The organism is Niabella aquatica, from assembly GCF_054779315.1.
On the sequence record NZ_BAAGYM010000008.1, the window covers coordinates 156,845 to 182,459 of the forward strand.

Here is a 25,615-nt window from a genome sequence, read left to right on the forward strand (position 1 = left end):
CCGGTCATAACAGATGGAAAATTATTTTACTGAACAGGAATTTGTAAACAGGGATGGTTTTGCCCACCCTTTACCGGTGGCGGAGTATGATGCCTGTAATTTTATAAACTGCCATTTTTCAAATACAGATCTAAGTAAATACAGCTTTATTGATTGTGGTTTTCAGCATTGCGATTGCAGCAATGCCCAACTTGTTCAAACCGTTCTCCGTGATGTAAGCTTTCGCGACTGTAAGCTGCTGGGCCTGCATTTTGATGCCTGCAACAATTTTTTATTCTCTGCAACCTTTAAAAACTGCACACTTAATTTCTCTTCTTTTTACAAACTCAAACTAAAAGGGATTTTGTTTAAGGATTGCACGATGCATGAGGTTGATTTTGCCGAATGCGACCTGACCCATGCCTTTTTCGATAACTGCGATCTGAAAGGCACGTTGTTCGACAGCACCCTCCTTGAAAAAGCGGATTTCTCAACCGCGTATAATTATACCATTGACCCCGAAAATAATAAAATAAAAAAGGCAAAATTTTCTACCGATGGATTGACCGGGCTACTTGGTAAATATGATATTGTAATAAAATGATTATCGCTATGATTTTGAACAGGCATAGCGCTTAGTGCAAGGCAACAGGCACTGCACATAAATAAAACGGCTGGTTTTACAGAAGCCCCGTCCAAATGAATAAAAAAGCTGGATTTAAAGTAAAAAGCACATGCAGCCGTTTTCAAAAACAGGGCTTAGCTTAAGCTCCTTTTAGCAATTTTGTATTATCCCGCAGGTAATGAAATCATCTTTAAAAAATAAACTCAAAAAAATAATGTGGGTGCTGTTATCTATCGTAGCGATTATTATAGTAGCTACTGCAATATTTATGAACCAGGCAAGCTTTGGCAAAGCGCCTTCCGGCGAAAGATTAGAACGCATCAAAAAATCTCCCAATTATAAGGATGGAGCTTTTCAAAACCTGAGCCCCACACCCAATTTTTCGTCAGACCGGAACATGGTAAGCGTGATGTATGATTTTCTCTTTAAAAAAGTAAATGGCCTTCGCCCCGGGAAAGATATTCCCGCGGTAAAAACCCATCTTAAACAATTAAACCCTAACCAGAACCTGTTAGTGTGGATGGGGCATTCCTCTTTATACCTGCAACTCGATGGTAAAAAATTTTTGGTCGATCCTGTTTTGGTAACGGCATCGCCTTTATCTGCTTTTAATAAAGCCTTTAATGGCACTTCCATTTATAACCCCGAAGACCTGCCTGATGCAGATGTGCTTATTCTAACCCATGATCATTGGGATCACCTGGACTATAAAACGATGCTGAACCTGAAAGACAGGGTTGGTAAAGTGATTTGCCCGTTGGGCGTGGGCCAGCACCTGGAGTACTGGGGCTTTGACAAAAATAAGATCACAGAACTTGACTGGAATGAGCAAATCCAGGTAAATGGCGGCTTCACCATTACAGCCTTACCTGCACGGCATTTTTCGGGCCGTGGCTTTAAAAGGAACCGGTCGCTTTGGGCCTCCTATATGCTGCAAAGTAATGCCGGCAATATCTACCTGGGTGGCGATTCGGGCTACGACACACATTTTGCTGACATCAAAAGCCGCTTCGGCACTATCGACCTGGCCATACTCGAAAACGGACAATACAACAACGACTGGAAATACATACATCTCACACCTGAAGACCTGGTTAAGGCGGTAAAAGACCTGCAGCCCAGGCGCCTGTTCACAGTACATAACTCGCGGTACGCTTTAGCCATGCATGCCTGGTACGAACCGTTGGAAAATATTTCAAAAGCTGCTGAAAAAGACAGCATTCATTTAATGACCCCTATGATAGGCGAACCCATACGGTTACAAGACAGCACCCAAACATTTAAAAAATGGTGGCAGGGTATTATGTAGCCAGTTTGTTATGATAGCAAATGAACAAGTGGCATTAGCTGTGCGAAGCGTCCTCGCTTCGCAATGATATTTCGTCGCCTTTGGCGGCCTTTTAAGAGCTCTGTTTTTACTGTTTATTTGCCTGCTTTATAAATTAAATTTATCTTACAATTCTTAATAAGATAAAATGCTGACAGCCATCCACCCCAAATTACCCATGCGCAACAAAGCGGTTACACGGAGTTATTATATTGGCCGGTTAGGTTTCAAAGAATATGGAAATGCCGATTATGACGGCTACCTGATGATAGAAAAGGACAGCATTCAAATTCATTTTTTTGAGTTTAAGGAGCTGGATCCAAAAGAAAACTATGGCCAGGTTTATATAAGAACAGATGACATTGAAGGCTTATACCAATCGCTGTTAATAAATAATATTGCTATTCATCCCAATGGCACTTTACAAATCAAACCCTGGGGGCAGAAAGAGTTTTCCCTTCTCGATCCGGATCATAACCTGCTGACTTTTGGCCAGAACCTATAAAATACATTTGGGAAAGCGCACAGCCGGCTCAACTTAAAACATTCCCCAATATTTTAACAAAAAAAGTTTTTGCAACCGAATAGTTTCTCTTATATTTGCAACCGAACGGTTTCTTAATTAGATTTATCCATTATGAGGAGAGATATATTCCAGGCCATAGCCGACCCCACCCGAAGAGCTATTATAGCATTGATAGCCATTCAGGCAATGACTCCTAATGCCATTGCACAACATTTTGACAGCACCCGGCAGGCGGTATCGAAGCACCTGCGCATATTAACCGAGTGTGAACTGGTGAAACCACAGCAGCAGGGGCGTGAAATTTATTATACACTTCAACTGGAAAAAATGAAAGAGATAGATAAATGGCTGGAGCAATTCCGAAAGATATGGGAAAGCCGCTTCGATAATCTTGATAAGCTACTGGCAAAGATGCAAAAGAAATAAGAATGCCACAAAGGCACGAAGGCACAAAGAAAAAACTTCGTGCCCCTGTGCCTTTGTGGCAAATAAAAATAAAAACCAATGGAATACAAAGAACTTTCCCCCGAAGAAGAGCAAATAGGTAAAGCTATTGTAAATGCTGCATATACAATACATAAAGAGCTCGGAGCCGGCTTATTGGAAAAAGTGTATGAAGTGTGTATGGCTCACGAATTAAGAAAAGCGGGGCTTGACGTTAAACGTCAGATGGATATTCCTATTGTTTATGACGGAATACAGTTTGATGAAGGGTTGAGATTGGATTTGCTCGTAAATAATAAAGTTATCTGTGAATTGAAAGCAATTGAATTAGTGAATCCGGTTTGGGAAGCCCAAATCATCAGCCATTTAAAACTTACGGGAATGAACCTCGGTTATCTCATCAACTTCAACGTACCTCTGATTAAAAATGGAATAAGAAGATTTAGAAAGTAATGCCACAAAAGCACTAAGCCACAAAGAAAAAAACTTCGCGCCCTTGTGCCTTAGTGGCAAATAAAAATTCAAAAGAAGTAATAATGAATACAAATAACAGGGAGCTGAAAATGACGAGAACAGTAAAGGCCCCTATTGGCCTGGTTTGGAAAGCCTGGACAGAACCCGAATACATCGCCCAATGGTGGGGGCCCAACGAACACACCACCACCATTCACGAAATGGATTTCAGAGAAGGCGGAGAATGGAAGCTGACATTGCACAATCATTCAAACGGGCAGAAGTACCCGAACAGGAGTGTTTTCAGAGAAATCATTCCGCTAAAGAAAATCGTTTTTGAACATTTCAACCCCCATTTCATTGCTACCATTGTTTTTGAATCTAAAGGTGAAGAAACACAAATAGAATGGAGTTCGGTGTTTGACACCGAAGAAATGCTTGAAACAGTTATCAACGTATTCAATGCCAAAGACGGACAAAAACAAAACTTTGAACGGCTTGAAAAATATCTTAAACAACAAAACATAAAAAAATGAGCCATCCCCTTTTATTTGATTTTTATGTAAATAAGGAACACAACACGATTCACATAAAACGCGAATTTGATGCACCGCCCGATTTGGTTTGGCAAGCATGGACAACAGCTGAGTTACTTGACCAATGGTGTGCACCAAACCCTTACAGAACAGAAACAAAAACTTTGGATTTCAGTGAAGGTGGTTTTTGGCATTATGCAATAGTAAGCCCCAAAGGGGAAAAACATTGGAATCGGTATGATTACAAAAAAATTGAACCGCAAAAAAGCATTACGGAATTAAGAATATTCAGCGATGAAAATGGAACTGCTAACCCGGATTTTCTGTATACCGAATGCACCATCAATTTCCAAAAAACAAATGGCAAAACACTCGTAACGATTACTGAAAATTACAGAAGCCCTGAGATCTTTAAAAAAATGGCAACGAACAGCCACAAGAAAGGATTTTCGTCACATCTGGAAAATCTGGATGAATTATTATTAACACTAAAAAATAAATAAAATGAATCCGACATTATTATTCGATTTTTCCGTAAACAAGGAAAACAAAACAATTCACGTAAAACGCGAATTTGCCGCCGATCTGCCATTGGTATGGAAAGCCTGGACAGACGCTGAAATACTCGACCAGTGGTGGGGACCCGAACCCTGGAAAACCGAAACCAAATCAATGGACTTTCGCGAAGGTGGCCGCTGGCTGTATGCGATGGTAGGCCCTGAAGGTGAAAGACATTGGAGTATTGCAGACTATATTACCATTAACCAGGAGAAGTCTTTCAGCGCCAATGACGGCTTTTGCGATGAGGACGGCAACATCAATACCGGCATGCCTCAATCCCGGTGGGAGAACGTATTTACGTTTGATGGAACAAACACAACGGTTGATATTACCATCCGGCACGAGCAGCTGGAAGACCTGGAAGCCATCATTGAGATGGGCTTTAAAAAAGGGTTTACGAAAGGCCTGAACCAGTTGGATCAATTACTGGCAAAGCTTAAAAAATAACAGCGATAGCAACTAAAGTTATTTTACACACAGTGATGAATGTACCTGATAAATATAGAAATACGATACATTCCTTGAACAGCATCTAATCAAACTTTGCTTTGGATAACAGGCAATACTCCAAAGCAGCGAACGTACTGGGCCTGGTCGGGAAATATATGGGAAGGGGGCTAAAGCGGCTGGCCCAAAAGATCATCTGTGCCATGAGCGATAGCTGGGTAGCTACCCCGGACCTAACGCAGTTAAACAGATACCGGATTCTATTACTTTTACAAAAGTTACATCCAGCTTGTTTTTATTCAGTTTTTCATCTGTTAATATACCAAAATTTATACAGGGATATGCTCTTTCTGTTGCACAAAACAAGTAAGATTGTCTCGATGTTGCGCTTAATTGTTCCCTAAACTCAACTTTTATATTCGAATCAATAGGGTTTGATGTCAGGTCAGCCCCACGCCTGTCACATGAAATGAAAGATATTGTGACAAGAAACAATATTAATCTCTTCCTAAAATGTACTTTAATTTCCAAAACAACAAAACCTGGGGAAACACAACTTTTAGGAAAAAAGAAGCATTAATTTTGATCTTCAAACCAATAAGTTATGGCGATCAGGATCTTTATTACAGGAGGTACTTTTGACAAGGAATACAATATGCTGAACGGCCAGTTGTATTTTAAGGATACACATATGCATGAACTGCTGGAGAAGGGGCGTAACCTGGTTCCGGTAGAGATCAGAACATTAATGATGATTGATAGCCTGGAAATGACACCGGAAGACAGGGAGCTGATCGCCTACCAATGCGAACAGTGCGATGAAGAACAGATCGTTATTACACATGGTACCGACACAATGGATCAAACGGCCAGGATTTTAGCCGAAAAAGTGAAAAACAAAACCATAGTTATTACCGGCGCTATGATTCCCATTAAGTTTGGCAGCTCCGATGGCTTATTTAACCTCGGCAGCGCTCTGGCCTTTGCCCAAACGCTTCCGCATGGCGTATATGTAGCCATGAATGGCCGTTATTTTAACTGGGATAACGTGCGTAAAAACAGGCAGACCGGTGTGTTCGAGGAGCTGAGGTAAAATGTCGATGGTCTATGGCCTATAGTCCATGGTCAACATCATCGGACCCCGGACTTCTCAACTTGCGGACTTTTTCCCATCTTTGCAGCCTTATTTTTAACTTCAAATGAAAACTACAAAAAGTGCTGCCATCGGCTTCATCTTTATTACACTTACTATAGATGTAATTGGCTGGGGATTGATCATTCCTGTAATGCCGGAACTACTGGTCCAGCTTAAGCATATACCGTTGAACGAAACCAGCCGCTGGGGTGGCTATCTTGTGTCGGTTTTTGCGGCTATGCAGTTTTTATGCGCTCCACTGATGGGAAACCTCAGCGACAGGTTTGGAAGGCGCCCGGTAATATTGATCTCGCTTTTAGGCTTTTGCGTAGATTATATTATCCTGGCTTTAGCACACAATTATGCGCTGCTCTTTGTGGGCCGGGTACTGGCAGGCATTACCGGCGCCAGCTTTACCGCCGCCAGCGCTTACATAGCAGACATAAGCACTGATGAGAACAGGGCGAAAAACTTTGGCCTTATCGGAGCGGCTTTTGGTCTGGGATTTGTATTAGGCCCTGCACTAGGCGGCCTGCTGGCCAGCTGGGGTTTAAGAGCACCTTTTTACGCTGCCGCAGTTCTTTGTTTTCTTAATTTCCTATACGGATATTTTGTTTTACCGGAATCGTTAAAACCTGAAAACCGAAGGCCTTTTAGCTGGAAAAAAGCCAACCCGGTAGGCTCGCTTCTGTTTTTAAGAACTCATAAAACCATATCGGGTCTTGTTGTATCTTTTGTTTTTATATACCTGGCGGCACATGCGGTACAAAGCAACTGGAATTACTTTACCATGTATGTTTTTAACTGGTCAGAAAAGCAGGTAGGCTTTTCTTTAGCCATAGTTGGTGTATTGGTAGGTGCAGTGCAGGGAGGCCTCATCCGCTTTATCAACCCCCGGCTGGGCGATGAAAAAAGTACTTATCTTGGCCTATTTCTTTACGCTATTGGGTTAGCGCTATTTGCGTTTGCCAACCAAAGCTGGATGATGTATGTATTTTTAATTCCCTATTGTTTGGGCGGAATTGCCGGGCCTGCGCTGCAATCCATTATCACCAGGCATGTGCCATCCAATGAGCAGGGACAGCTGCAGGGCAGCCTTACCAGCCTGATGAGCCTTACCTCCATATTCGGCCCGCTTATTATGACAGGATTATTTAATTATACCACCCATAAGAACTCCGCTATACATTTTCCGGGCGCGCCATTTTTATTAGGTGCTGTTTTTATGCTGATCAGTATAATGATTGCCTGGAAGGTTTTAAGCGGTGAAGGAAGGATGAAGCTGGAACCGGCAAAGCAGCCGGAAGAGCCTTCTTTGGCCGGAGATACTTTGAACCATTAGTGAACGTGGTCTCGATTTTCACCTGTTTCTCCGTTTAGTGCCATTTATTGTACAAAAAGGTACATCAGCCTTTATCAGGCTATTGTACCTTTGCAAAGTATAAATAACAATGGCAGCATTCCCGGTTTATAATATCTGCAACCTGGCAGAAAATAACACGCTAAACAACAGAACCGAGATCCTGGTTGAAAAGCTGGATAGTTATATCGGCAAACATTATGACCGCCTTAGCCATCCGCACCGGCATTCATTTTATCACATAGTTTTATTCACGCAGGGTGAAGGGAAACATACGATAGATTTTAAGACCTTCCCGGTTAAAGCAGCGCAGGTTTACTGTATGGTGCCCGGGCAGGTGCATAGCTGGTTGTTTAAAAACGGTGTGGAAGGCTATGTGGTCAACTTTTCCGAAACCTACTTTAAGTCTTTTTTATTAAATGCGCACTACCTCGACCGGTTCCCTTTCTTCAGCGGCAGTTGTGATGACGGGGTAATTCAGCTCAACACAGCATACACCGGTTCGGCGGTAATGCTATTGGGTGAAATGGAGCAAATGGTTCATAAAGAAGCAGTGCAGGAAGATCTTATAAAAGTGTTGCTGTTGCGATTATTGCTTCTTCTTGAAAAAGCATCGGAAAACAATGCCCCGGCAGCAGTTCCCAAACAAAAGATACTGGTACTAAAAACCTTCAAAAACCTCATTGAAAAAAACTACCGCGAGCTAAAGCTGCCCGGCGAATATGCATCGCTGATGTACATTACACCACACCACCTGAATGCTTTGTGCCGCGACCTTACCGGCAAAAGCGCCGGTGAAATGATACGCGACAGGGTGCTGCTTGAAGCCAAGCGCTTGTTAATAAACGTAGAAATGAGTGCAGCACAGATCGCAACAGTCCTCAATTTTAAAGATGCTTCTTATTTCAACCGGTTCTTTAAAAAAAATACCGGGCTCACGCCTTTCGAATTCAGAAAGCAAATACAATAAAATTTTATCATACATGCATTCACAAACAAATATACCCAGCACAAAAGTAACGGAAGGCAATCCGGGGTTTCTTACGGTTTTTCAATGCAAATGCCCTCGCTGCCGCATTGGCAACATGTTCCGCGAAAAAAATCCCTATCACCTTTCAAAAACCATGAAAATGAACGAACCCTGCCCCGTATGCGGCCAGCCGTTTGAGCTGGAAGTAGGCTTCTTCTACGGGAGCGGCTATATCAGCTATGGTTTGGGAATTGCCATCAGCGTTGCATCCCTGATTGCCTGGTGGGTTTTTATAGGGCTTGGCGTGCAAGACAATCGTATTTTTTACTGGCTGGTATTCAACGGCATCCTCCTGGTGGCACTTCAGCCCATACTAATGCGGCTGGCGCGTACCATGTGGTTATGGGTATTTGTAAAATACGACAAAGACTGGCGAACCAACCCTGTCCGGCAACAATTGGAACGGTTAAATAAAGAGCAGGGCAATAACTGGTGATCATTACTGTAAAGCAGCTTTCAGCGCCTCCACATTTTTCTTTTCACTGCCGATAAAAATCTTATCCCCGATAATAACAACCGGCCTTTTCAGAAAGGTGTCATGCTCCAGTATATAGTTCCTGTAGTCCTGCTCTGTCAGTTTTTTATCCTTTAGTCCCAGCTCCTTATACTTCAGCGCCCGGCGGCTGAACAAAGACTCATAGCTGCCGGCCAGCTGGCGCATTTCATCTATTTGCGAAGGGGTGATCTTTTGCGTGCGGATGTCCTGCAGCTCAAAGCCGGTTTGTTCATTAATGTTCAGCTCCTTCATAATACCCTCGCAGGTAGAGCAGGTGGCCAGGTAATAAATTTTCTTTTTCATATCGGCCAAAGATAAGAGTGGTTTAAATAAAAACCGCCCCGGGCGGGACGGCTTTTGACGGAGAAAGGACTAAGGAGCAGGAATATTATTTGCGCTGGTTTTTATCACAGATATGCTCGATCTGGGCAATGATATCTTCCGAGATATTACTAAAAGTAGGTGCTACGACGGCAGAACCACCGGTATTATTGTTGATCAGCTGCAGCTGGTAGTTGGCCGGGTAGGTAGGATTACCGCTGAAAGTGGTTAGTAATACACATTGCACGCCCATATTATTGGCCACTGTTGCCAGGTTCTGCAAATAGGCATCATCTGCAGCAGTGGCATTGTCATCATTGCCCCCCGCAGGAGCATCGGTAATAATAATAGCCAGTTTGGTAATATTGCCGGAGCGCCAGGCGCCTGCAAAACCATTGTTTAAAACTTCGTTCAGCAGCAGATCGCCAGGCTCGGGACCTCCAATACCCCATCCCATTGGCATATTAGGATTATTGTTCAAAAAGGAAAGCTGGGTGGCAAAGCTGCTGGCATTGGCCGGTGCAAATGCCTCCATCATCGTAAGGTGCTGGTCGGTGGTTGTACCGGAAGTGATCACCTTTTTTTGACTACCCGGCAGGGCCATAAAAGCAGGGCTGGCGCTGTACGAAGGCCCCGTACCTTTTTGATATTCATCAAACAGACCCAGCGCCAAACGGTAATCGCCACCCGATTCTGTAACAATTGTGTTTACAATATTATTTACTTCCTTTTTAATGGAGTCTATGGCGCCGCCCATACTGCCGGTATAATCAATCAAAAACACCACATCCATTCCCGCATCACAGCCGGCAGGCGCTTCATCGTAAGCACATATTTCGCTGCTTTTCTGGCAGGCCTGTGCTCCAATAATAAACAGGAACAGGAAAGCTATATTTTTAAACATCGTTTTCATGATATAAATTTTAAAGATTTTAAAATAGGAGGCTGCTTTCACAGCCTCCGGGTTTCAGGGGTTATTGATTATCGGGGCAGATCACTTTCATTTCGGTACGGCGGTTGAGCTGGTGCTCGGCTTCGCTGCAGTCTACGCCATCTTTACACCTGTTCAGCAATTGCCTTTCGCCGTAACCAACCGGTATCAGGCGGCTTTTGGCAATACCCTGGGTTACCAGGTAGTCTACCGCTGCATTGGCCCGGTTTTGCGATAAGGTCATGTTGTAGCTGTCAGACGCTCTCGAATCGGTGTGCGATGAAAGCTCGATCTTAACACCCGGGTTATCCTTCATAAACTGTACGAGCTTGTTTAGTTCAGGCTTAGCATCTTCCCTGATAAAATATTTATCCAGGTCGTAGTAAATATTCTTCAGCACAATGCCTTTGCCGCAATCTGTTTTTTCCATGCATACTTCCAGCTTAATGAACAGGGTTTTGTTACGGTCGAAGTTTTGGGTGGCAACGGTTTCTGTCTGCGAGAAATAATTGTTCTTTTTAGCATAGATATCGTAGCTGGCATTTTGCAGCGCATGGAATATAAAAGTGCCCTTTTCATTGGTGCTGGTGGTTTTTTGCTCGGCAATCGCGTTGTTGGTTAACACAACCGAAGCCCCGGTTAAAGGAGATGCGGCATTGCATTCTATCACCTGTCCTTTTAAAATAAACCGGTCATCTGTATATAAAATTTCTTTTTGAACGGTGGCGTTAGGTGCAAAATCGGTTTGAACGGCTACAGCGCCTTCAAGATCCACATCAAAAAGTTTCCCGGCAATAGTATAATTTCCCGGCTTCATATTATTGAACACTACCACACCATAATTATTAGTGGCTCCTGTGTTAATAATATTGCCATAAGCATCTTTTATCACCACATCGGTATTAGGCAAAATCTCTTTCGTGTATTTATCCCTGGCAGTAACAGCCAAAGCATAATTATCGCAGGTATTGCACGCTTCTTTGGGTTGAGGTTTTGGTGTTTTTTTAGGCAGGCGAAGGCTTACACCGGCAAAAGCGCCTAAAGAGCTGATATTGCAGTTGCAGGGGTGGGTGCGGGTAACCAGCGATGGCTGCGCACTGCCAGCTTTTGAACCTGCCGGCAGGTAGGCTGCTGAAAAACCATAGCCAGGATCGGTGAGTTCGGGAGTATTGAAATGACGCATATAATACACTCCGGCATGCACGCCTACCGAAGAAGAGAAATAATAACTGAGCTGAGCTTGCGCCTTGGCAGCAAAAACGGACTTTGCATCGTAACCGGCATGAAAGTTCAGCAATTGGACCGGAGAGGTAGAAGCCAGGCTGGTAAGCCCGCCTTTTACCGAGCTCAAACCGCCGCGCAGCAATAATTCTGCAGCAAATTGCTGGCTGCGCTGGTATTTAAAAGAAGGACCCAGGCCATAAAACATGCGCGTGATCTTGTTTTCGGAAAGATTTACATTGGGATAAATGGCGGCATCGGCCACATAAGTGTTTTTTGGCTGGTTTTGTATATAGTCAAAATCAGCACCCAGCCCAATCCAGTTCCAGTAATAGTTTACCGATGCCCCGGCATATAAACCTCCTTGGTAATCAATATAAGGCGTATTGTTATTGTAAAAAGGCAATACATCATAACCTCCATGCAGGGCGGTATACCAACCCGAAAAGGGTTTGCTATTGAAGTGCTGCGCCGAAGCCGCTATCAGCACCTGCAGTGCTACAATTAAAAAAGCAATCTTTTTCATAACTAAAGTATTTTAAATAACGCCTACTCTTTCCAGTTTTCGGCATCCCTGCGTTGAGTTTGTTTACCGGTATATCAGCAGGCAGGAAAGATTGTTACCCCTTTTTCGATTTTTTGATAAAAAAATGCAAACTATGGCTGCTTTGCAGCTGGGTTTTCTGAGATCACCCGGCGTTATTATCCCCTACTGTGCAAATCCCATCCCCGACAAAATGGACTTTGTCGGGCAGGCGTACCGTTCGGGGCTGGACGTCTTCGCTTCCGCCGCTCTGGCGATATTGAAAACTGAAAAAGCCCCAACCATTCCCCGAAAGATTTGTTATCTTTGCATATTAATTTTCTCAGTTATGATCAAAACAGGTAATCCCGTAATTAGTATATATACCGAAATGACTCCCAACCCGGAGACAATGAAGTTTGTGGCCAACAAGCTTTTGTATCCTGGCAAAAGCATTGATTTTCCTGATGCGGAAAGTGCAAAACCGTCTCCCTTAGCAACAGAACTGTTTGGTTTCCCGTTTATTAAAGCAGTATTTATTGCCAGTAATTTTGTTACGCTCACTAAAACCGCGGATGCAGAATGGATGGATATAACACCTTCTATCCGCCAGTTTTTAAAGGATTATCTGGAAGAAGGAAAAGCGGTAATTAATGAAGATGAGATTGTGGAAGTGAAAAAAGAAGGCAGCAACGAAGTGCTGGCTGATGATGATGATGTGGTAAAACGCATTAAGGAACTACTGGAGAACTATGTAAAGCCTGCCGTAGAAATGGACGGCGGCGCTATACAATTCAAAAGCTATAATGAAGGCGTGGTAAACCTGATGATGCAGGGAAGCTGCAGTGGTTGCCCATCTTCTATGATCACGTTAAAAGCAGGAATTGAAGGCATGATGAAGCGTATGATACCCGAAGTGAAAGAAGTGGTAGCAGAAGCAGAATAAGCGCCCTGCCTATTCCCTCCAAATGGGACGCGAGGAGCGACCCTATAAAAATGTTAACAAACATTGAAACCCGCTGCTATAGCGGGTTTCTTCATTTCGGCATCTCATGAAAGCTGAATTGTTACACGCAGCATGCTTGTTCGAAGATGTTTTGCCGGATAATTTCCAGTGGTCAACTCCGGGCCTGCAATGGAAAAGAAATACTGACACTTCTCGAACAGGAACAGCCAGACCTGATCCTGATGGATATTGATATGCCTGAGCTGAACGGGCTGGATACTGTTAAGGGCATTCGCCAGCAAAACAACCAGGTACCGATTGTTGCGCTATCCGTTTCCGCCCGTCCGTACGATATTTTGCATATGTACGATGCAGGCATCAATGGCTACCTGCTTAAAAGCCGTTCCATACAGGAAGTAAGGGCTGCGCTGGTTCAAATTCAGCGGGGCAAAGAGTACTACTGTGAAGAAATCCGTCAGCAGCTTTTTGAGCTGCTGCTCAGCAGGCGGTCGCTTTACCAGGAAGAGGCACTCACTGCGCGGGAAAAGGAAGTACTGATACTGATATGCCAGCAATATTCAACCGAGGAGATCGCCCAAAAGCTGTACGTGTCGCCCCTCACCATCAACAACCACCGCCGCAGTATCCTCAAAAAAACACGATCGAAGAATGTTGCCGGCCTGGTACTTTACGCCCTGGAAAAAAATATTTTTACCCCGTAAAGTAAGCTCCTCCCCGCTCATTTCGCAGCACTTCCTTGAGAATGACCGGCAGGCGTCCCCGTCCAAACATTGCCGGCTAATTATTTTATCACCGGGCACATGAGTCGGTTTGTAATACTGCACCGTGCACTGCGCTCTGCAAAAATTCACTCCGCTTTTAATGCCGTTTTTCTATGTTCTATTCCCCATTTCACCATTGAATCGAGTACTTTTTTAAAAGATTTCCCCGATTCAGTAAACTCATATTCTATCGTTACAGGGAACGTATCATACACCGTTCTTGTTACCATGCCATTCATTTCCAGGTCTCTCAATTCTTTGGAAAGCATTCTGGGTGTAATCCTGGGAATTTCTCTTTCCAGGTCTTTAAAGCGTTTTTTACCAAATTGCAGAGATGCCATAATGGGCAATTTCCATTTACCTGCCAGCACATTCAAAGCGTCGTTAATGGCCAGCATATAAGATTCGGGACATTTTTTAATGACATTGATATCTGGTAGTTCCATAATGATAATACTAAGTTGCCGTATAGCGTAGATATACTTTCGTATAGTACTATACAAAAGTAAGTATAATTTGGTACTTTTGCTTTTAGTAAAAAATATCCCGCCGCGCTCTATAAAACTGTTGTCTTTATTAGAGCCTGTTTAAAAATTATTCATTGGCTTTATTATGGTTCTTTTTGGCTGCAACTTCGTTGAATTTTTCGTCATAGTGACCTACTATGACTGCAAAATTCGCCTCGTTTCGCTCAAAAATAACTGCATAATAAATCCCAATAACAAAATTTAAACAGGCTCGTAGTTGTGCTGGCTATTTTGGTGGTTGATCTGTTGTACGCATGATATATTAACTGCTAGTTTAAAAAACCGGTTAAAAATGAGTAAAAAAATGAAAATAGAGATATGGAGTGACGTAATATGTCCGTTTTGTTATATAGGAAAATCAAAATTCGAAACAGCCTTAAACGAATTTGCTGATAAAAACGATGTAGCAATTGAATGGAAAAGTTTTCAGCTGATGCCCGGCTTACAAACGCAGCCGGGAAGAAGCATAGACGATGTTTTGGTTGAAAAGAAGGGGATCAGCCCCGATCAGGCGAAACAAATAAATGGATATGCAACGTTAATGGCGAAAGAAGCAGGACTGGATTATCATTTTGAAAAAGCAATACCTGCCAATACATTGAAAGCACATCAGTTCCAGCACTTTGCCAAAGCAAATGGCAAGGGCAGTGAGGCGGAAGAGCTGATGTTCCGATCTTATTTTACGGATGGAAAAAATATCGATGATATCAATACTCTGACAGCATTAGGCGAAGCGATTGGTTTGAATGCAGTGGCATTAAGAAATGCCCTGGAAAATGAAACCTATCTTGACGCAGTGCAGCAGGACATTAACGAAGCGCAGCAGCTTGGTGTAACGGGTGTGCCATTTTTTGTCTTTGACAGAAAGTACGCGGTATCAGGGGCACAGGACCCGAAGGCCTTTCTCGAGGTTTTACAAAAATCGATGAAAGAGTGGCGCAAAAATCATCCCGGGAATCCGTTAGAGATTATGGAAGGCAGGGCGTGCCAGCCAGATGGAACCTGCGGGTAACCGCTAACAATATAAAAAATGAAAATAGCCGTTATTGGCGCTACCGGATTTGTAGGTAGCCAAATTACAAACGAATTAGTGAATAGAAACAACATGGTCGTTGGTAGGAAATGACATTGTAATAAACGCATTTAGTCCTTCAGCAGCAAATCCAAATCTTCTTGAAGACTTTATGAAGGGATCAAAAGCGATTCAGGAAGCTGTGAAGCAAGCAGGAGTACATCGTTTTATAATCGTTGGTGTGCGACTGCCCGGTATTGGATGAAGCAGGAAAAAATGTACTTTCTGTTGAAGATGTGGCTGTAGTGATTGCTGATGAAGTAGAAAACCCTATACATCGCCAGGTTCGTTTTACAGCAGCCTATTAAATATTTGAGATATCACTAACGCCTATCAGGTCAAAATCAGCACCATTGCGTATACGTTATAAAGAAAGGTGGCGTATGCGCGGAAAACAATAAAGCTGTCGGGTGATGAAGAACGCATTCTTCTCTTTTCAAATGCATGATAACTGTAAACCCAAAAGCAGCTACAATGCGTTTTACCAGGCAAATCTGCGGACTGAATATTTCCTGACCAGGCCATGAATCTGTTTTAACTAAAAGAGCGTATTTTGCAGCATGACCAGCCTTTATATTACGGCTTTGAATTCGGGCAGCAATGGTAACTGTTATTATATCGGTAACGATGAGGAAGCGGTATTGATAGATGCCGGCTTATCCTGCCGGGAAACGGAGAAAAGAATGTACCGGTTGGGGCTGGCGATGAAGAAAGTAAAAGCTATCTTCATATCACACGAACATAGCGATCATATCAGGGGCCTGGAAATGCTATCCCGTAAACATCAGCTCCCGGTATACATCTCTCCCGGAACGTTGCGTCACGCAGGCCTTAAACTGGATCCGGACCTGGTACGCCCACTGTTCGCAGGAACGCCCGTTCCTGTTGGCGCGCTCATGATCAATGCCTTCCTGAAATATCATGATGCGGCAGATCCGCATAGCTTTACCGTGGAGGATCACCACACCTGCATCGGCATCTTTACGGATATCGGGAAAGTCTGCGAAAACATCAGTACGCATTTCAAAAAATGCCATGCGGCTTTCCTGGAAGCCAATTACGATGAAGTGTTGCTGGAGAGTGGCCGGTATCCTTATCACCTTAAAAAACGGATCCGCGGCGGCCGTGGACATTTATCCAATAAAGAAGCGCTGGATCTTTTTCTTTCCTGCAGATCAGCGCATATGAGCCACCTGTTTCTTTCTCATCTTTCAGCCGACAACAACCACCCGGACCTGGTTCGCGATCTGTTTCATGCACAGGCTACCACCACTAATATTGTAATTGCCTCCCGATACCAGGAAACACCGGTTTATACCGTTTCCGGCAATAAGTCACCCTGCCCAGGTATTCCGCTCATGCTGCAACAGTTGACTTTGTTTTAACAACGCCCTGGCTCTGTTTAAAGCTATTTACACCTTCGTAGCAAGCATATAACCGAAACTTTTTAAGCCTGGTTTATTTTTCCGGCGTTGTTTTCTGATCGTTGTTAAATCCACACGGGTTTATCTTTGCGAACTCCTTCCGGGGTAAGCGGGCTTACCCCGTTTATAAGAGCTGTAAAAGCTGTGTAATTAATTACGCAGCTTTTTGCCTGATTGTATATTTTTGAAAAAAAACCATTGCCCATCCAGGAGATATCCGACCAGTTCATAACGGGGCTTAAAGCCACTTCCATTCCCGAATACATAGCGGTATTTGCCGGTATTGCCAGTGTTTGGTACAGCAAAAAAGAAAATATACTGGTTTATCCTACCGGCCTGCTCAATACAATCATTTATATCTGGCTTAGTTTCAAATATCACTTATTGGGTGAAGCCTCTGTAAACTTCTATTACACGGTTATGAATATTTATGGATGGTTCCTGTGGACCCGCAGAGATGAAAAACAACAGCATATTGTTACCATCAGGTTTTCTTCTTCCAAAGAATGGTCTGTACATGTTTTGTTTTTCGCATTTTTTTATACGGGCATATTTTTCGCCCTAAGCTACCTGAAAAAAGATTTTGCACCCGGGGCTATTCCATGGGTCGATGCGCTGGCCTCTGCAAGTGCTTTTACGGGTATGTGGCTGATGGCCAAAAAGAAAGTGGAAAGCTGGTACTGGTGGATCATTACCAATATTTGCGGTATGCCCCTTTACTTTGTAAAGGGACTGGTATTTACCAGCGTTTATTATTTTGTATTATTGCTGCTGGCCATTGGCGGACTGATGGAATGGAGCAAAAAGGCGGCAAAATAATTTTGTATCAACCGGGCTTCAGTGCTGCTATGATGCTAAATTGCGTCGCACTCTTCATCGTCCCGGTTATTTATTCAGCAATCAGGCAAACCCATTTCAATGATCAGAAAAATCGTCATAATAGGCCCCGAAAGTACCGGCAAAAGCACTCTTTGCGCACAGCTGGCCAGCCATTACCATACGCTGTGGTGCCCCGAATATGCCAGGGAATACTTGCTGGAACACGGCACTGATTACAGCTTTGACGACCTGGCCGTAATAGCCAGGGGACAGTTGAGGCTGGAAGATGAATTTATTGAAAGTGTCAGAAAGTCGGAGGGCCGGAAGGCCGGAAGGCCGCTATCGGAGGCACGGGATCAGAAGTCAGCGGTTGAATATTTCGGATCCTCGGGTTTAGGTCTTCAGTCTTTGGGCTGCCGGACTTCCAGACTTCTCTTCTTAGACACCGATATGTACGTTATGAAAGTGTGGTGCGAGTTTGTATTTGGAAAATGCCACCGCTTTATTTTAGATGAGATCGTTACAAGGAAATATGATCTGTATCTGCTTTGCAATACCGACCTGCCCTGGGTAAAAGACGAGCTGCGCGAATATCCCGATTGGGAGGTGCGGGAAACCCTCTTTCATATTTATAAGGATATTCTCATCAACCAAAATACTCCCTGGGCCGAGATAAAGGGTAATAATGAAACGCGCTTTCAGATAGCAATTGAGGCAGTTGAGCGGCTGCTATCAACCGAACGTTAAACGTTTTGCTTGATCACATTTTCCAGCTCACTCAACGGCCTCACCCCCGATTGTCTCCAAACGGGCTGCCCGTTTTTGAAGAGAATCAAAGTGGGTACGCCCTGTATCTGGTATTGGGCGGCAGCCTGCGGACTTTTGTCTACATCAATTTTTATAATAGCAGCAGTATCACCTACCCGTTCTTTTAATTCTTTAAGGGTTGGGGCCATCATTTTACAAGGGCCGCACCATTCAGCAAAAAAATCTACCAAAACCGGTTTCTCCTGGTTAATAATTTCATGAAATGTCATTTTCTTTCTTTCTTTTTTTCTTTTGTAAACATCGAAAAAAGCAACCCGCCCATTACTGCACCATAAACAGCACTGTTCAATGGCTTTGAAGTGATAGCGCAGGTTCCTGAATTACATCCTATATACTTCCAGTACAAAAAACCAGCCAAAGCGCCCGTTAGCACCCCAACAAAGGGTAGTATATTTTTCTTCAAAAAAGACATCTGATCTATTTTATTTCTTCATAAATAATATCGCTGCTTTTCGTACGCTGTACTTTCCGCGTATGGGTAATACAATTACCGCCGGCACAACAACCTATATTAAATACAGGCATTAATGAGAACAAAATACCAGCTATCAGCAGCCCCCAATGTCCCGACCTTACACTTTGCGCAATAATGGCTATACCCAGTAACAGCCTTATTATACGAATAACATCCCATCTTCTTAAAAAGTTGCTCATATTATTTCTTTTTGCAGGTGGTAATACCAAAAGGCAGGTACAGCGGACAAAGACTTAGAAAAGAAGTAAGCAGAAACAGAACAGCAAGTATCAGCAATATTGCAGCGACAGCTCCTGTTATCATATTTGTAAAATACAAAACAGCTATAACAATGGCTATTATTACCCTGATTACTTTGTCTGTGAGGCCCATATTCTTTTTCATCAGAACATTATTTTGTTTTTTATAATCAGATCGCTTGTTTTCCCAAATTGGAAGTATGCCCAAATAAGCCTGCCGTTCGATGCTGACACCATCATGCTGTTGCAGGTACAATCTCTTAATTAACCGAAGGGTACATAAATACTTCTGTTTTCATAGAATTGGTTACCAGGCATCCATTCTTTGCTTTTTCAAGAACCCTGAGTGCCTTTTCCCTATCACCCCCGGGATCTGTTAGTGTTACACAAGGGTACATCTCCGCCTGTGTAACCAGGTAGCGCCCGTCCACCATTTGCAGCTTTGCCGTGGTTTTACAATCGAAAGAAGCCACATCCATTTTAAAATTATGGCTGATAGCTAAAAAGGTAGCCATAAAGCAGCTGTTAATTGCGGCTACAAATAAATGCTCCGGCGACCATATACCCGGCACCCCGTCAGGAAACTCCGGTGGCGTGGCACACTCAATAGTTTCGTTCAGTACAGGCGATGAAAGTTCGCCAACACGTCCTTCTTTCCATTGGATATTAACTTCATAAAAATGTTCCTGTGACATATATTTCTTTTTATAAAGCAAAGAAACGACTACTGCTAACAGCAGATTGTTACTTTTGTCACACAAAAAGAAGTTTTTTATTTATCGCCGATAATAGCCTGTATATCCCTGTCGGGCCTTATAAAATTCATTTGCTGCATTATTTTTTTACTGCGTGCAGAAACATAGGAGCTCACAGGTTTTACCGTATATTTTTTAGGATTGGGAAGCGCGGCAGCAATGGCGGCTGCTTCATATTGAGACAGGTTGAGGGCTGGTTTACCAAAATAGGTTTGAGCAGCCTGCTCTATACCAAAAATACCTTTTCCGGTTTCTGCCACATTCAGGTACACTTCCAGTATCCTTTTCTTACCCCATATTTTTTCGATCATAAAGGTGAAATAGGTTTCAAGGCCTTTCCTGATCCAGCTCCGGTCCTGCCATAAAAAAACATTCTTGGCTGTTTGCTGGCTAATAGTGCTTCCTCCACGGATACGGCCCGGTTTTTTCTGGTTATACTCCACTGCCTTGGCAATGCCTTTCCAGTCAAAACCGCTATGATCGGGAAACAGCTGGTCTTCTGAAGCAATTACAGCAAGCTTTGCATTGAACGACATCTGGGAAAGCTTCACATTGGTTTTGCTCATACCATACCCTTCAATAAAACTGATCAGCTGTGTTAAAGTTACAGGAGGATTTATCCATTTCAGTACAACGATATAAACCAGCTGGCTAATAAAAAGCACTATAAAAGTTCGCTTTAAAAATCTCCATATTCTTTTGAACAGCCTCATTGCATTGCAAGATATAGAAAAGTTAATGGTTAAACTGTTGAAAATCCTGAATTATTGCGGTGTTTTATAAAGCAGCAACCCCATAATAAGGGCTATTGAAAAGCCAATAAGTATAATGCCGTTGATGCGGTTAATAAGCTGGATATTGTGCGGGGTTAGGCGGTTACGTATTTTACCCGCAAGCATTACTTTGGCAATATCAGCACCAAGCACCATTAAAAGGCAGGTAGTAAAAATGATGATCCGCTCTTCTATGGTATGGTTGATAAACGAGGTGGAAGCCGTTAACCAAAAAAGAAAAACCGAAGGATTAAGGGTATTCATCAGGTAGCCCGACAGGAACATGGTGGCATAGTCGCGTTTTCGGAAAGTGATCTGGATGGCTTTTCCCTGTTCGTTTATTTTTACTTTTTTAAAAAGCAGGAAATACACGCCGATCACCATTAAAAACAAGCTGCCGATGATACCAATCACTTGCTTGTACTCGCTGATAATTTCGAACATTGCAGAAAAAGCATTACTCACAAAAGCAAGTGTGATATCGCTTGCAGAAACACCTGCTACAAAAGCCAGCCCACCCTTATGGCCCACATTTATACTATGCTTTATAATGGAAAAAAGTACCGGCCCGACTGCGATGCTTAATAACAGCCCTAAGGTTAATCCTTTAATTAAGCCTTCAATCATAGTGCGGGCAAGATTAGTAAAGTTTTTTTAAGCATGGAAGTTAAATTTTTCCCGTTGCCAGAAATTTATCCCAGCTTTCTAGCATATTGCCTTTCATAACCCTGGGAAACTTATGCTGGCTGCCCAGCTTGCCCCGAAGCTCCATAAATTTTAAAAATTTCTCTTCGGGCAGTATCTCGATAAATACATCAGATAAAGCACTGGTTCTTTCCGTAGCGTAATCATCATTGATCCTTTTGAGCGTATCGTCAATAAACTTCAGCAATTCGCAGGCGTTCACCTTATCATCGGTAGCAATGTACCATTTGTGTGCAAAATAGTTTTTATAAGGAAACCCCGTTACAGTATACTCCGGAATGCTGATATTAAAATGATTATTGGCCTCTTCAATAGCCCGGTTCATATTTTCCACGCTCAGGTGTTCGCCTACCAGGCTGAGAAAATGCTTGGTGCGCCCGGTAATCATTACTTCACATTTTTCTACATTTAAAAAACGGATGGTATCTCCTATCAAATAGCGCCAGGTACCGGCATTGGTACTTAATAAGATGGCATAATCTTTCCCATATGTAACTTCATCAATCAGTAACGCCCGGGCTTCGGGCAAAACATTACCGTCCGCATCAAAGTTTTTATTATCAAAGGGAACAAATTCAAAGAAGATATTATTGTCGGTTATAAGCTGCATTCCCAGGGCATGCTCCTTCATTTTATAGCCAATAAAGCCTTCGCTGGAAAGATAGTTTTCAATATATACGATAGGCTTGCCTAATAGTTTCTCGAAAGATTTTTTATAGGGCTGAAAAGAAACGCCACCATGTACAAAAACCCCAAAGTTGGGCCAGATCTCATGTATATTATTGAGCTTATACTTTTCTATCACCATTTCCATACACATCTGGCACCATGCTGGAACGCCCACAATATAGCCTATGTCCCAATCCCCGGCATGCTCCACAATTTCCTTAAGCTTTTCATTCCAGTCTTTCATAGCGGCAATTCTTACACCGGGTTTATAAAAAGTCTGAAACCAGAAAGGGCGCTTTTTCGCCAGGATACCGCTTAAATCACCGGCATACCATCCCATCTCACTTTTTTGCAGATCGGTAGTACCGCCTATCATCAGGAAACTTTTGCGCAATGCTTTTTTATTAGCTTCCTGGTAAGAGAAAACGCTTATTAGCTGTTTAATATAATTAATGGTATTGCTGCGCAACAAATCACTGGTAATGGGTATATATTTACTTGCCGCCTCAGATGTTCCCGAGCTAAGGGCAAAATATTCAATTTTTCCCGGCCAGGTTACATCCGGTACACCATCCAGCGTTTTCTTCCACCACTCGGAGTATATCCTGTTATAGTCAAAAACCGGCACCGACTGCTGAAAATCATGCTCTGTATTTTTGCCTAATAAAATTTTGTCAAAGTGATATTTTTGGCCGAATTCTGTAAATCTTGCCTTTTTTAGCAATTTTTTAAGCACCCTTTTTTGTTGTGTACGGGCATCCGATTTAGGAAGACCCAGGGCCTTCGCAATCGCTTTTGGTATTTTAATATCAATAATTGATGCCATAAACAACTGTACTTGCACTATCCCGAAAGACGCAAGATACGATTTTGTGAAAAATGGACTTTTATTGATCTTTTTATTCTGTAAACCTTACAATTTTTTTACATGCCCGTATATGTAAAGCAATCAGCCGGTCCATCAGCAAAAACTTTTTCCCAATTACATAAATATCAGGCAGTATCACTGTTTTCCTTGCCTGTTCTGTGTACTTTTCTTAATACGCCTCACATCAAATGAACCGCGAAAACCTTGCATTCCTTATAAACGCCTTTCTTCAAATTACCAGTATACCAATGTCTTTATTCATAAAATTTTACAAGGAAGGCTCCTCTGCCGGGAAAAGGTGGTTGAAGCCTGAAATACAGCCAGGTACCCCGGTTTCAAAACCGGATCAAAGCAAGATTTAAAAGGGAATAATACCTGTTGTAATTACTGTAAAATTACGCCCTGTTTAAAATAAGACGATGAGACTATAAACAAGGAGGGCAATCAGGCACAGAAAAACGCACAGAAAAAAAGTCCCCAGTATAAAAAGATGCCGGTCTTTTTTAAATAAACGCTCGCCGCTTTGCTTTTGTTTCAGCTCTTCAATAGCTGTTTGCAGTTGTTTTGGTATTGGCTCATTTGTAAAAAAACGAATCAAAGAGTGGGTCATACTGTATATTTAAGAGGGCTTAAAGTGTTGCATCACAAAGAAAGTACAAATAAGCGTTTAAAAAAACGGGAAAATACCCGTTTTTTACAGGGGAAAATCCACCTCCTGCGATATGCAGAATCTTTGAATGAGAGATAATTATTATACTACCAAATTCTTCGATCAGGTCAGAGTTTTGACTCCACAAATGCACGAATAGGTGCCGCGCACGACACCGGAATTCGTGGTGTACCATACTTCGGCTGGTAAAGATCTGAATCTGCCAGATTAAATTTGTGCGTCCGTGCCCTTGACTTCCCGATGCCAAAACCACAGGCTTCATTATCTTTGCGCCATGTTAAAAAGCGTATTACACGAAGCCGTTATGGCCGGGGGAGAGCAGGTATCTAAATACTTCAATCAAACCTTCGAAATAAAATATAAAGAAGGCCGCAACAACCTGGTTACCGCCGCAGACCATGCATCAGAAAAAGCTATACTGGAAGTGATCCGGAGCCACTACCCCGATCATTATATTCTTACCGAAGAAACCGGTGAGCTACCACAGGATTCGGACTATAAATGGATCATTGACCCCATTGACGGAACCATCAACTTCGCACACGGCATCCCGATCAATTGTGTTTCGATCGGAATAGAATTTAAGGGATCAATGATACTGGGCATGGTGTACAACCCTCACATGAACGAGCTGTTTTTTGCTGAAAAAGGGCAGGGCGCCACCTTTAACGGTCAGCCTGTAAAAGTAAGCGCAGAAACCGATGTAATGAAAAGCTGTTTGGTAACCGGGTTCCCTTATACCTATATCCAGCAAAATAACGGGCCTCTTGAGGTGTTTGAACGGTTTATACGCGAAGGGGTTCCGGTACGCAGGCTGGGAGCCGCTGCTATTGACTTGTGCTGGGTAGCCGCCGGCCGGCTGGATGGGTTTTACGAGCATAAGCTGCAGCCCTGGGATAGCGCGGCGGGGTTTCTGATTGCAGAAGAGGCCGGTGGAAAAGTAACTGATTTTGAGGGCAACCGCTACAGCCCTTACGAACAAAAAATTGTAGCGACCAATGGACTCATACATGAGCAGCTGCTGGGAGTGATTAACGATAAGTAAGCAGGCAGCGTAAAGCGCAAGGCTTGATGCCTCATGCTTTACACATTAAGCTTTTAGCATACAAAACAAATGAACAAAGAGAGAACAGAAATATCGGACCTGGGAGAATTTGGTTTAATCGACCATCTTACCCAAAATATAGAATTGCAAAATGCTTCATCCTTATTAGGCGTGGGCGATGATGCGGCAGTAATAGACCATTTTGGCAAGCAAACCGTAGTTACCACCGACCTTCTCTTAGAAGGGGTGCATTTTGACCTGATGTATACGCCGCTCAAGCACCTGGGTTATAAAAGCATTGTAGTAAACCTTAGCGATGTATATGCCATGAATGCCATGCCAACACAGGTTACCCTGAGCCTGGGCATCAGCAACCGCATAAGCCTGGAGGCGCTGAATGAATTTTACGATGGCGTGTATATGGCATGTAATCATTATGGTGTAGATCTTGTTGGTGGAGATACGACTACCTCACAAAAGGGATTTGTAATTTCTGTAACGGCCCTTGGGGAAGTAACACCAGATAAATTTGTTAAACGCAGTACCGCTCAAAAAGGAGATCTGCTCTGCGTTTCCGGAGACCTGGGCGCCGCCTATATAGGCCTTCTGTTCCTCGAAAGGGAAAAGAAAATTTTTCTCGAAAGCCCGGGCGTACAGCCCGACCTGGAACAGGAAACCTATGTGATCGGTCGCCTGTTGAAACCCGAAGCCAGGAAAGATATCATTGATTTCTTTGCCGCACAGGAAATTATTCCTACTGCTATGATGGATATAAGCGACGGGCTAAGCTCCGAAATATTACACATCTGTAAGCAAAGCAACATGGGTTGTGTATTGTACGAAGAGAAAATACCCATAGCCGAAGAAACCCGTTTAGCAGCCTTTAAATTTGAGATAGACCCCACGGCGTGCGCGCTGAGTGGCGGCGAAGACTATGAATTACTTTTTACAGTAACGCAAAACGATTACGATAAAATCAAAGACAACCCGCAGATAAGCGTTATAGGCTATATGGCAGAGCCGGAGGAAGGCAGTACCATTATTACCAAAGGAGGAGGGCGGCATAAAATAACAGCACAGGGCTGGAACCCGCTGAAATAGAT

Annotated in this window: 33 protein-coding genes; 21 read left to right on the top strand and 12 right to left on the bottom strand. The window is 43.1% G+C overall.

Translation table 11 applies throughout. The features are described 5' to 3' along the window. The first annotated feature begins 13 nt into the window (after nt 1–13). From ACYVBM_RS07565 to ACYVBM_RS07620, 12 genes are all read left to right on the top strand, one after another. Nucleotides 14–583, top strand: coding sequence for a pentapeptide repeat-containing protein (locus ACYVBM_RS07565; RefSeq protein ID WP_460685030.1), 570 nt, complete (start codon nt 14–16; stop codon nt 581–583). A gap of 199 nt (nt 584–782) precedes the next feature. Then, nucleotides 783–1,913 carry an MBL fold metallo-hydrolase gene (locus ACYVBM_RS07570; RefSeq protein WP_460685031.1) on the top strand — a complete coding sequence of 377 codons (1,131 nt, stop codon included), beginning with the start codon at nt 783–785 and terminating at the stop codon, nt 1,911–1,913. A 166-nt stretch (nt 1,914–2,079) separates the two neighbouring features. Then, the gene (locus tag ACYVBM_RS07575) at nt 2,080–2,436 is read left to right on the top strand and encodes a bleomycin resistance protein (protein ID WP_460685032.1); all 357 of its coding nucleotides are present in this window, start codon (nt 2,080–2,082) and stop codon (nt 2,434–2,436) included. A 132-nt stretch (nt 2,437–2,568) separates the two neighbouring features. Then, nucleotides 2,569–2,883, top strand: a complete 315-nt coding sequence (locus ACYVBM_RS07580; protein WP_460685033.1) for an ArsR/SmtB family transcription factor — start codon at nt 2,569–2,571, stop codon at nt 2,881–2,883. Between the two features lie 78 nt (nt 2,884–2,961). Beyond that, nucleotides 2,962–3,354, top strand: a complete 393-nt coding sequence (locus tag ACYVBM_RS07585; RefSeq protein WP_460685034.1) for a GxxExxY protein — start codon at nt 2,962–2,964, stop codon at nt 3,352–3,354. 83 nt (nt 3,355–3,437) lie between these two features. Next, nucleotides 3,438–3,890, top strand: coding sequence for an SRPBCC domain-containing protein (locus tag ACYVBM_RS07590; protein WP_460685035.1), 453 nt, complete (start codon nt 3,438–3,440; stop codon nt 3,888–3,890). After that, nucleotides 3,887–4,393: an SRPBCC family protein gene (locus ACYVBM_RS07595; protein ID WP_460685036.1), complete on the top strand. Its 507-nt coding sequence runs from the start codon at nt 3,887–3,889 to the stop codon at nt 4,391–4,393. Before ACYVBM_RS07590 ends, ACYVBM_RS07595 begins: the two co-directional genes overlap by 4 nt. 1 nt (nt 4,394) lies before the next feature. After that, nucleotides 4,395–4,898 (top strand): SRPBCC family protein, encoded by a 504-nt coding sequence (locus ACYVBM_RS07600; protein ID WP_460685037.1) that lies wholly within the window; start codon nt 4,395–4,397, stop codon nt 4,896–4,898. Nucleotides 4,899–5,502: 604 nt separating this feature from the next. After that, the gene (locus tag ACYVBM_RS07605; protein WP_460685038.1) at nt 5,503–5,991 is read left to right on the top strand and encodes an asparaginase domain-containing protein; all 489 of its coding nucleotides are present in this window, start codon (nt 5,503–5,505) and stop codon (nt 5,989–5,991) included. A gap of 106 nt (nt 5,992–6,097) precedes the next feature. Beyond that, nucleotides 6,098–7,375, top strand: coding sequence for a TCR/Tet family MFS transporter (locus tag ACYVBM_RS07610; RefSeq protein WP_460685039.1), 1,278 nt, complete (start codon nt 6,098–6,100; stop codon nt 7,373–7,375). Between the two features lie 109 nt (nt 7,376–7,484). Then, entirely contained in the window at nt 7,485–8,363 is an 879-nt protein-coding gene (locus tag ACYVBM_RS07615; protein WP_460685040.1) for an AraC family transcriptional regulator, read from the top strand. Between the two features lie 160 nt (nt 8,364–8,523). Next, the gene (locus ACYVBM_RS07620; protein ID WP_460685041.1) at nt 8,524–8,859 is read left to right on the top strand and encodes a DUF983 domain-containing protein; all 336 of its coding nucleotides are present in this window, start codon (nt 8,524–8,526) and stop codon (nt 8,857–8,859) included. Nucleotides 8,860–8,862: 3 nt separating this feature from the next. Here ACYVBM_RS07620 and ACYVBM_RS07625 read toward each other — a convergent pair whose 3' ends face one another. The 3 genes from ACYVBM_RS07625 to ACYVBM_RS07635 form a co-directional block, all read right to left on the bottom strand. Next, complete coding sequence (locus tag ACYVBM_RS07625; protein ID WP_460685042.1) at nt 8,863–9,222, bottom strand: arsenate reductase family protein; 360 nt, start codon at nt 9,220–9,222, stop codon at nt 8,863–8,865. Nucleotides 9,223–9,307: 85 nt separating this feature from the next. Beyond that, a complete protein-coding gene (locus tag ACYVBM_RS07630; protein WP_460685043.1) occupies nt 9,308–10,153 on the bottom strand; it encodes a vWA domain-containing protein in 846 nt (281 codons plus the stop codon). 61 nt (nt 10,154–10,214) lie between these two features. Next, complete coding sequence (locus ACYVBM_RS07635; RefSeq protein ID WP_460685044.1) at nt 10,215–11,918, bottom strand: OmpA family protein; 1,704 nt, start codon at nt 11,916–11,918, stop codon at nt 10,215–10,217. 133 nt (nt 11,919–12,051) lie between these two features. Here ACYVBM_RS07635 and ACYVBM_RS07640 point away from each other — a divergent pair, with 133 nt between their 5' ends. Then, nucleotides 12,052–12,861 carry a NifU family protein gene (locus ACYVBM_RS07640; protein WP_460685045.1) on the top strand — a complete coding sequence of 270 codons (810 nt, stop codon included), beginning with the start codon at nt 12,052–12,054 and terminating at the stop codon, nt 12,859–12,861. 146 nt (nt 12,862–13,007) lie between these two features. Continuing rightward, on the top strand, nt 13,008–13,583 hold the full coding sequence (locus ACYVBM_RS07645) for a response regulator (RefSeq protein WP_460685046.1): 576 nt from the start codon (nt 13,008–13,010) through the stop codon (nt 13,581–13,583). Between the two features lie 146 nt (nt 13,584–13,729). Here ACYVBM_RS07645 and ACYVBM_RS07650 read toward each other — a convergent pair whose 3' ends face one another. Continuing rightward, nucleotides 13,730–14,089, bottom strand: a complete 360-nt coding sequence (locus ACYVBM_RS07650) for a winged helix-turn-helix transcriptional regulator (RefSeq protein ID WP_460685047.1) — start codon at nt 14,087–14,089, stop codon at nt 13,730–13,732. A 373-nt stretch (nt 14,090–14,462) separates the two neighbouring features. On the opposite strand from ACYVBM_RS07650, the gene ACYVBM_RS07655 reads away from it, so the two are divergent. The 5 genes from ACYVBM_RS07655 to ACYVBM_RS07675 all read left to right on the top strand — a co-directional run bounded on the left by ACYVBM_RS07655 (nt 14,463) and on the right by ACYVBM_RS07675 (nt 18,232). Next, on the top strand, nt 14,463–15,182 hold the full coding sequence (locus tag ACYVBM_RS07655) for a DsbA family oxidoreductase (RefSeq protein ID WP_460685048.1): 720 nt from the start codon (nt 14,463–14,465) through the stop codon (nt 15,180–15,182). 236 nt (nt 15,183–15,418) lie between these two features. Further along, on the top strand, nt 15,419–15,550 hold the full coding sequence (locus tag ACYVBM_RS07660) for a hypothetical protein (RefSeq protein WP_460685049.1): 132 nt from the start codon (nt 15,419–15,421) through the stop codon (nt 15,548–15,550). A gap of 252 nt (nt 15,551–15,802) precedes the next feature. Further along, nucleotides 15,803–16,627, top strand: coding sequence for an MBL fold metallo-hydrolase (locus ACYVBM_RS07665; RefSeq protein WP_460685050.1), 825 nt, complete (start codon nt 15,803–15,805; stop codon nt 16,625–16,627). A 237-nt stretch (nt 16,628–16,864) separates the two neighbouring features. Continuing rightward, nucleotides 16,865–17,485 (top strand): nicotinamide riboside transporter PnuC, encoded by a 621-nt coding sequence (pnuC, locus tag ACYVBM_RS07670; protein WP_460685051.1) that lies wholly within the window; start codon nt 16,865–16,867, stop codon nt 17,483–17,485. Between the two features lie 99 nt (nt 17,486–17,584). Next, a complete protein-coding gene (locus tag ACYVBM_RS07675; RefSeq protein WP_460685052.1) occupies nt 17,585–18,232 on the top strand; it encodes an AAA family ATPase in 648 nt (215 codons plus the stop codon). On the opposite strand, the gene trxA is transcribed toward ACYVBM_RS07675, so the two are convergent. The 8 genes from trxA to ACYVBM_RS07715 form a co-directional block, all read right to left on the bottom strand. Beyond that, entirely contained in the window at nt 18,229–18,522 is a 294-nt protein-coding gene (gene trxA / locus ACYVBM_RS07680) for a thioredoxin (protein ID WP_460685053.1), read from the bottom strand. The two genes, ACYVBM_RS07675 and trxA, sit on opposite strands and share 4 nt — an antisense overlap. Beyond that, nucleotides 18,519–18,725, bottom strand: coding sequence for a DUF6132 family protein (locus ACYVBM_RS07685; protein ID WP_460685054.1), 207 nt, complete (start codon nt 18,723–18,725; stop codon nt 18,519–18,521). The genes trxA and ACYVBM_RS07685 overlap by 4 nt, the downstream gene beginning before the upstream one ends. A gap of 5 nt (nt 18,726–18,730) precedes the next feature. Then, complete coding sequence (locus tag ACYVBM_RS07690) at nt 18,731–18,967, bottom strand: hypothetical protein (RefSeq protein ID WP_460685055.1); 237 nt, start codon at nt 18,965–18,967, stop codon at nt 18,731–18,733. A 1-nt stretch (nt 18,968) separates the two neighbouring features. Further along, complete coding sequence (locus ACYVBM_RS07695) at nt 18,969–19,172, bottom strand: YgaP-like transmembrane domain (protein WP_460685056.1); 204 nt, start codon at nt 19,170–19,172, stop codon at nt 18,969–18,971. Between the two features lie 115 nt (nt 19,173–19,287). Then, a complete protein-coding gene (locus ACYVBM_RS07700; RefSeq protein ID WP_460685057.1) occupies nt 19,288–19,722 on the bottom strand; it encodes an OsmC family protein in 435 nt (144 codons plus the stop codon). Between the two features lie 77 nt (nt 19,723–19,799). Next, nucleotides 19,800–20,495, bottom strand: a complete 696-nt coding sequence (mtgA, locus tag ACYVBM_RS07705; RefSeq protein WP_460685058.1) for a monofunctional biosynthetic peptidoglycan transglycosylase — start codon at nt 20,493–20,495, stop codon at nt 19,800–19,802. Between the two features lie 51 nt (nt 20,496–20,546). Continuing rightward, nucleotides 20,547–21,182 (bottom strand): LysE family translocator, encoded by a 636-nt coding sequence (locus ACYVBM_RS07710; RefSeq protein WP_460685059.1) that lies wholly within the window; start codon nt 21,180–21,182, stop codon nt 20,547–20,549. Nucleotides 21,183–21,222: 40 nt separating this feature from the next. After that, nucleotides 21,223–22,755 (bottom strand): GH3 family acyl-acid amido synthetase, encoded by a 1,533-nt coding sequence (locus ACYVBM_RS07715; protein ID WP_460685060.1) that lies wholly within the window; start codon nt 22,753–22,755, stop codon nt 21,223–21,225. Between the two features lie 986 nt (nt 22,756–23,741). Between ACYVBM_RS07715 and ACYVBM_RS07720 the strand changes: the two genes are divergently transcribed. Together ACYVBM_RS07720 and thiL are read left to right on the top strand one after the other, a co-directional pair. Then, the gene (locus ACYVBM_RS07720) at nt 23,742–24,512 is read left to right on the top strand and encodes an inositol monophosphatase family protein (protein WP_460685061.1); all 771 of its coding nucleotides are present in this window, start codon (nt 23,742–23,744) and stop codon (nt 24,510–24,512) included. Nucleotides 24,513–24,581: 69 nt separating this feature from the next. Continuing rightward, nucleotides 24,582–25,613, top strand: a complete 1,032-nt coding sequence (gene thiL, locus ACYVBM_RS07725) for a thiamine-phosphate kinase (protein ID WP_460685062.1) — start codon at nt 24,582–24,584, stop codon at nt 25,611–25,613. Nucleotides 25,614–25,615 lie beyond the last annotated feature (2 nt).

Bases quoted from the DNA above. Each gene is read 5' to 3' on its own strand.
- ACYVBM_RS07565 (WP_460685030.1), top strand. From the start codon at position 14: ATGGAAAATTATTTTACTGAACAGGAATTTGTAAACAGGGATGGTTTT.
- ACYVBM_RS07570 (WP_460685031.1), top strand. From the start codon at position 783: ATGAAATCATCTTTAAAAAATAAACTCAAAAAAATAATGTGGGTGCTG.
- ACYVBM_RS07575 (WP_460685032.1), top strand. From the start codon at position 2,080: ATGCTGACAGCCATCCACCCCAAATTACCCATGCGCAACAAAGCGGTT.
- ACYVBM_RS07580 (WP_460685033.1), top strand. From the start codon at position 2,569: ATGAGGAGAGATATATTCCAGGCCATAGCCGACCCCACCCGAAGAGCT.
- ACYVBM_RS07585 (WP_460685034.1), top strand. From the start codon at position 2,962: ATGGAATACAAAGAACTTTCCCCCGAAGAAGAGCAAATAGGTAAAGCT.
- ACYVBM_RS07590 (WP_460685035.1), top strand. From the start codon at position 3,438: ATGAATACAAATAACAGGGAGCTGAAAATGACGAGAACAGTAAAGGCC.
- ACYVBM_RS07595 (WP_460685036.1), top strand. From the start codon at position 3,887: ATGAGCCATCCCCTTTTATTTGATTTTTATGTAAATAAGGAACACAAC.
- ACYVBM_RS07600 (WP_460685037.1), top strand. From the start codon at position 4,395: ATGAATCCGACATTATTATTCGATTTTTCCGTAAACAAGGAAAACAAA.
- ACYVBM_RS07605 (WP_460685038.1), top strand. From the start codon at position 5,503: ATGGCGATCAGGATCTTTATTACAGGAGGTACTTTTGACAAGGAATAC.
- ACYVBM_RS07610 (WP_460685039.1), top strand. From the start codon at position 6,098: ATGAAAACTACAAAAAGTGCTGCCATCGGCTTCATCTTTATTACACTT.
- ACYVBM_RS07615 (WP_460685040.1), top strand. From the start codon at position 7,485: ATGGCAGCATTCCCGGTTTATAATATCTGCAACCTGGCAGAAAATAAC.
- ACYVBM_RS07620 (WP_460685041.1), top strand. From the start codon at position 8,524: ATGAACGAACCCTGCCCCGTATGCGGCCAGCCGTTTGAGCTGGAAGTA.
- ACYVBM_RS07625 (WP_460685042.1), bottom strand. From the start codon at position 9,222: ATGAAAAAGAAAATTTATTACCTGGCCACCTGCTCTACCTGCGAGGGT.
- ACYVBM_RS07630 (WP_460685043.1), bottom strand. From the start codon at position 10,153: ATGAAAACGATGTTTAAAAATATAGCTTTCCTGTTCCTGTTTATTATT.
- ACYVBM_RS07635 (WP_460685044.1), bottom strand. From the start codon at position 11,918: ATGAAAAAGATTGCTTTTTTAATTGTAGCACTGCAGGTGCTGATAGCG.
- ACYVBM_RS07640 (WP_460685045.1), top strand. From the start codon at position 12,052: ATGGCTGCTTTGCAGCTGGGTTTTCTGAGATCACCCGGCGTTATTATC.
- ACYVBM_RS07645 (WP_460685046.1), top strand. From the start codon at position 13,008: ATGTTTTGCCGGATAATTTCCAGTGGTCAACTCCGGGCCTGCAATGGA.
- ACYVBM_RS07650 (WP_460685047.1), bottom strand. From the start codon at position 14,089: ATGGAACTACCAGATATCAATGTCATTAAAAAATGTCCCGAATCTTAT.
- ACYVBM_RS07655 (WP_460685048.1), top strand. From the start codon at position 14,463: ATGAGTAAAAAAATGAAAATAGAGATATGGAGTGACGTAATATGTCCG.
- ACYVBM_RS07665 (WP_460685050.1), top strand. From the start codon at position 15,803: ATGACCAGCCTTTATATTACGGCTTTGAATTCGGGCAGCAATGGTAAC.
- ACYVBM_RS07675 (WP_460685052.1), top strand. From the start codon at position 17,585: ATGATCAGAAAAATCGTCATAATAGGCCCCGAAAGTACCGGCAAAAGC.
- trxA (WP_460685053.1), bottom strand. From the start codon at position 18,522: ATGACATTTCATGAAATTATTAACCAGGAGAAACCGGTTTTGGTAGAT.
- ACYVBM_RS07685 (WP_460685054.1), bottom strand. From the start codon at position 18,725: ATGTCTTTTTTGAAGAAAAATATACTACCCTTTGTTGGGGTGCTAACG.
- ACYVBM_RS07690 (WP_460685055.1), bottom strand. From the start codon at position 18,967: ATGAGCAACTTTTTAAGAAGATGGGATGTTATTCGTATAATAAGGCTG.
- ACYVBM_RS07695 (WP_460685056.1), bottom strand. From the start codon at position 19,172: ATGAAAAAGAATATGGGCCTCACAGACAAAGTAATCAGGGTAATAATA.
- ACYVBM_RS07700 (WP_460685057.1), bottom strand. From the start codon at position 19,722: ATGTCACAGGAACATTTTTATGAAGTTAATATCCAATGGAAAGAAGGA.
- mtgA (WP_460685058.1), bottom strand. From the start codon at position 20,495: ATGAGGCTGTTCAAAAGAATATGGAGATTTTTAAAGCGAACTTTTATA.
- ACYVBM_RS07710 (WP_460685059.1), bottom strand. From the start codon at position 21,182: ATGATTGAAGGCTTAATTAAAGGATTAACCTTAGGGCTGTTATTAAGC.
- ACYVBM_RS07715 (WP_460685060.1), bottom strand. From the start codon at position 22,755: ATGGCATCAATTATTGATATTAAAATACCAAAAGCGATTGCGAAGGCC.
- ACYVBM_RS07720 (WP_460685061.1), top strand. From the start codon at position 23,742: ATGTTAAAAAGCGTATTACACGAAGCCGTTATGGCCGGGGGAGAGCAG.
- thiL (WP_460685062.1), top strand. From the start codon at position 24,582: ATGAACAAAGAGAGAACAGAAATATCGGACCTGGGAGAATTTGGTTTA.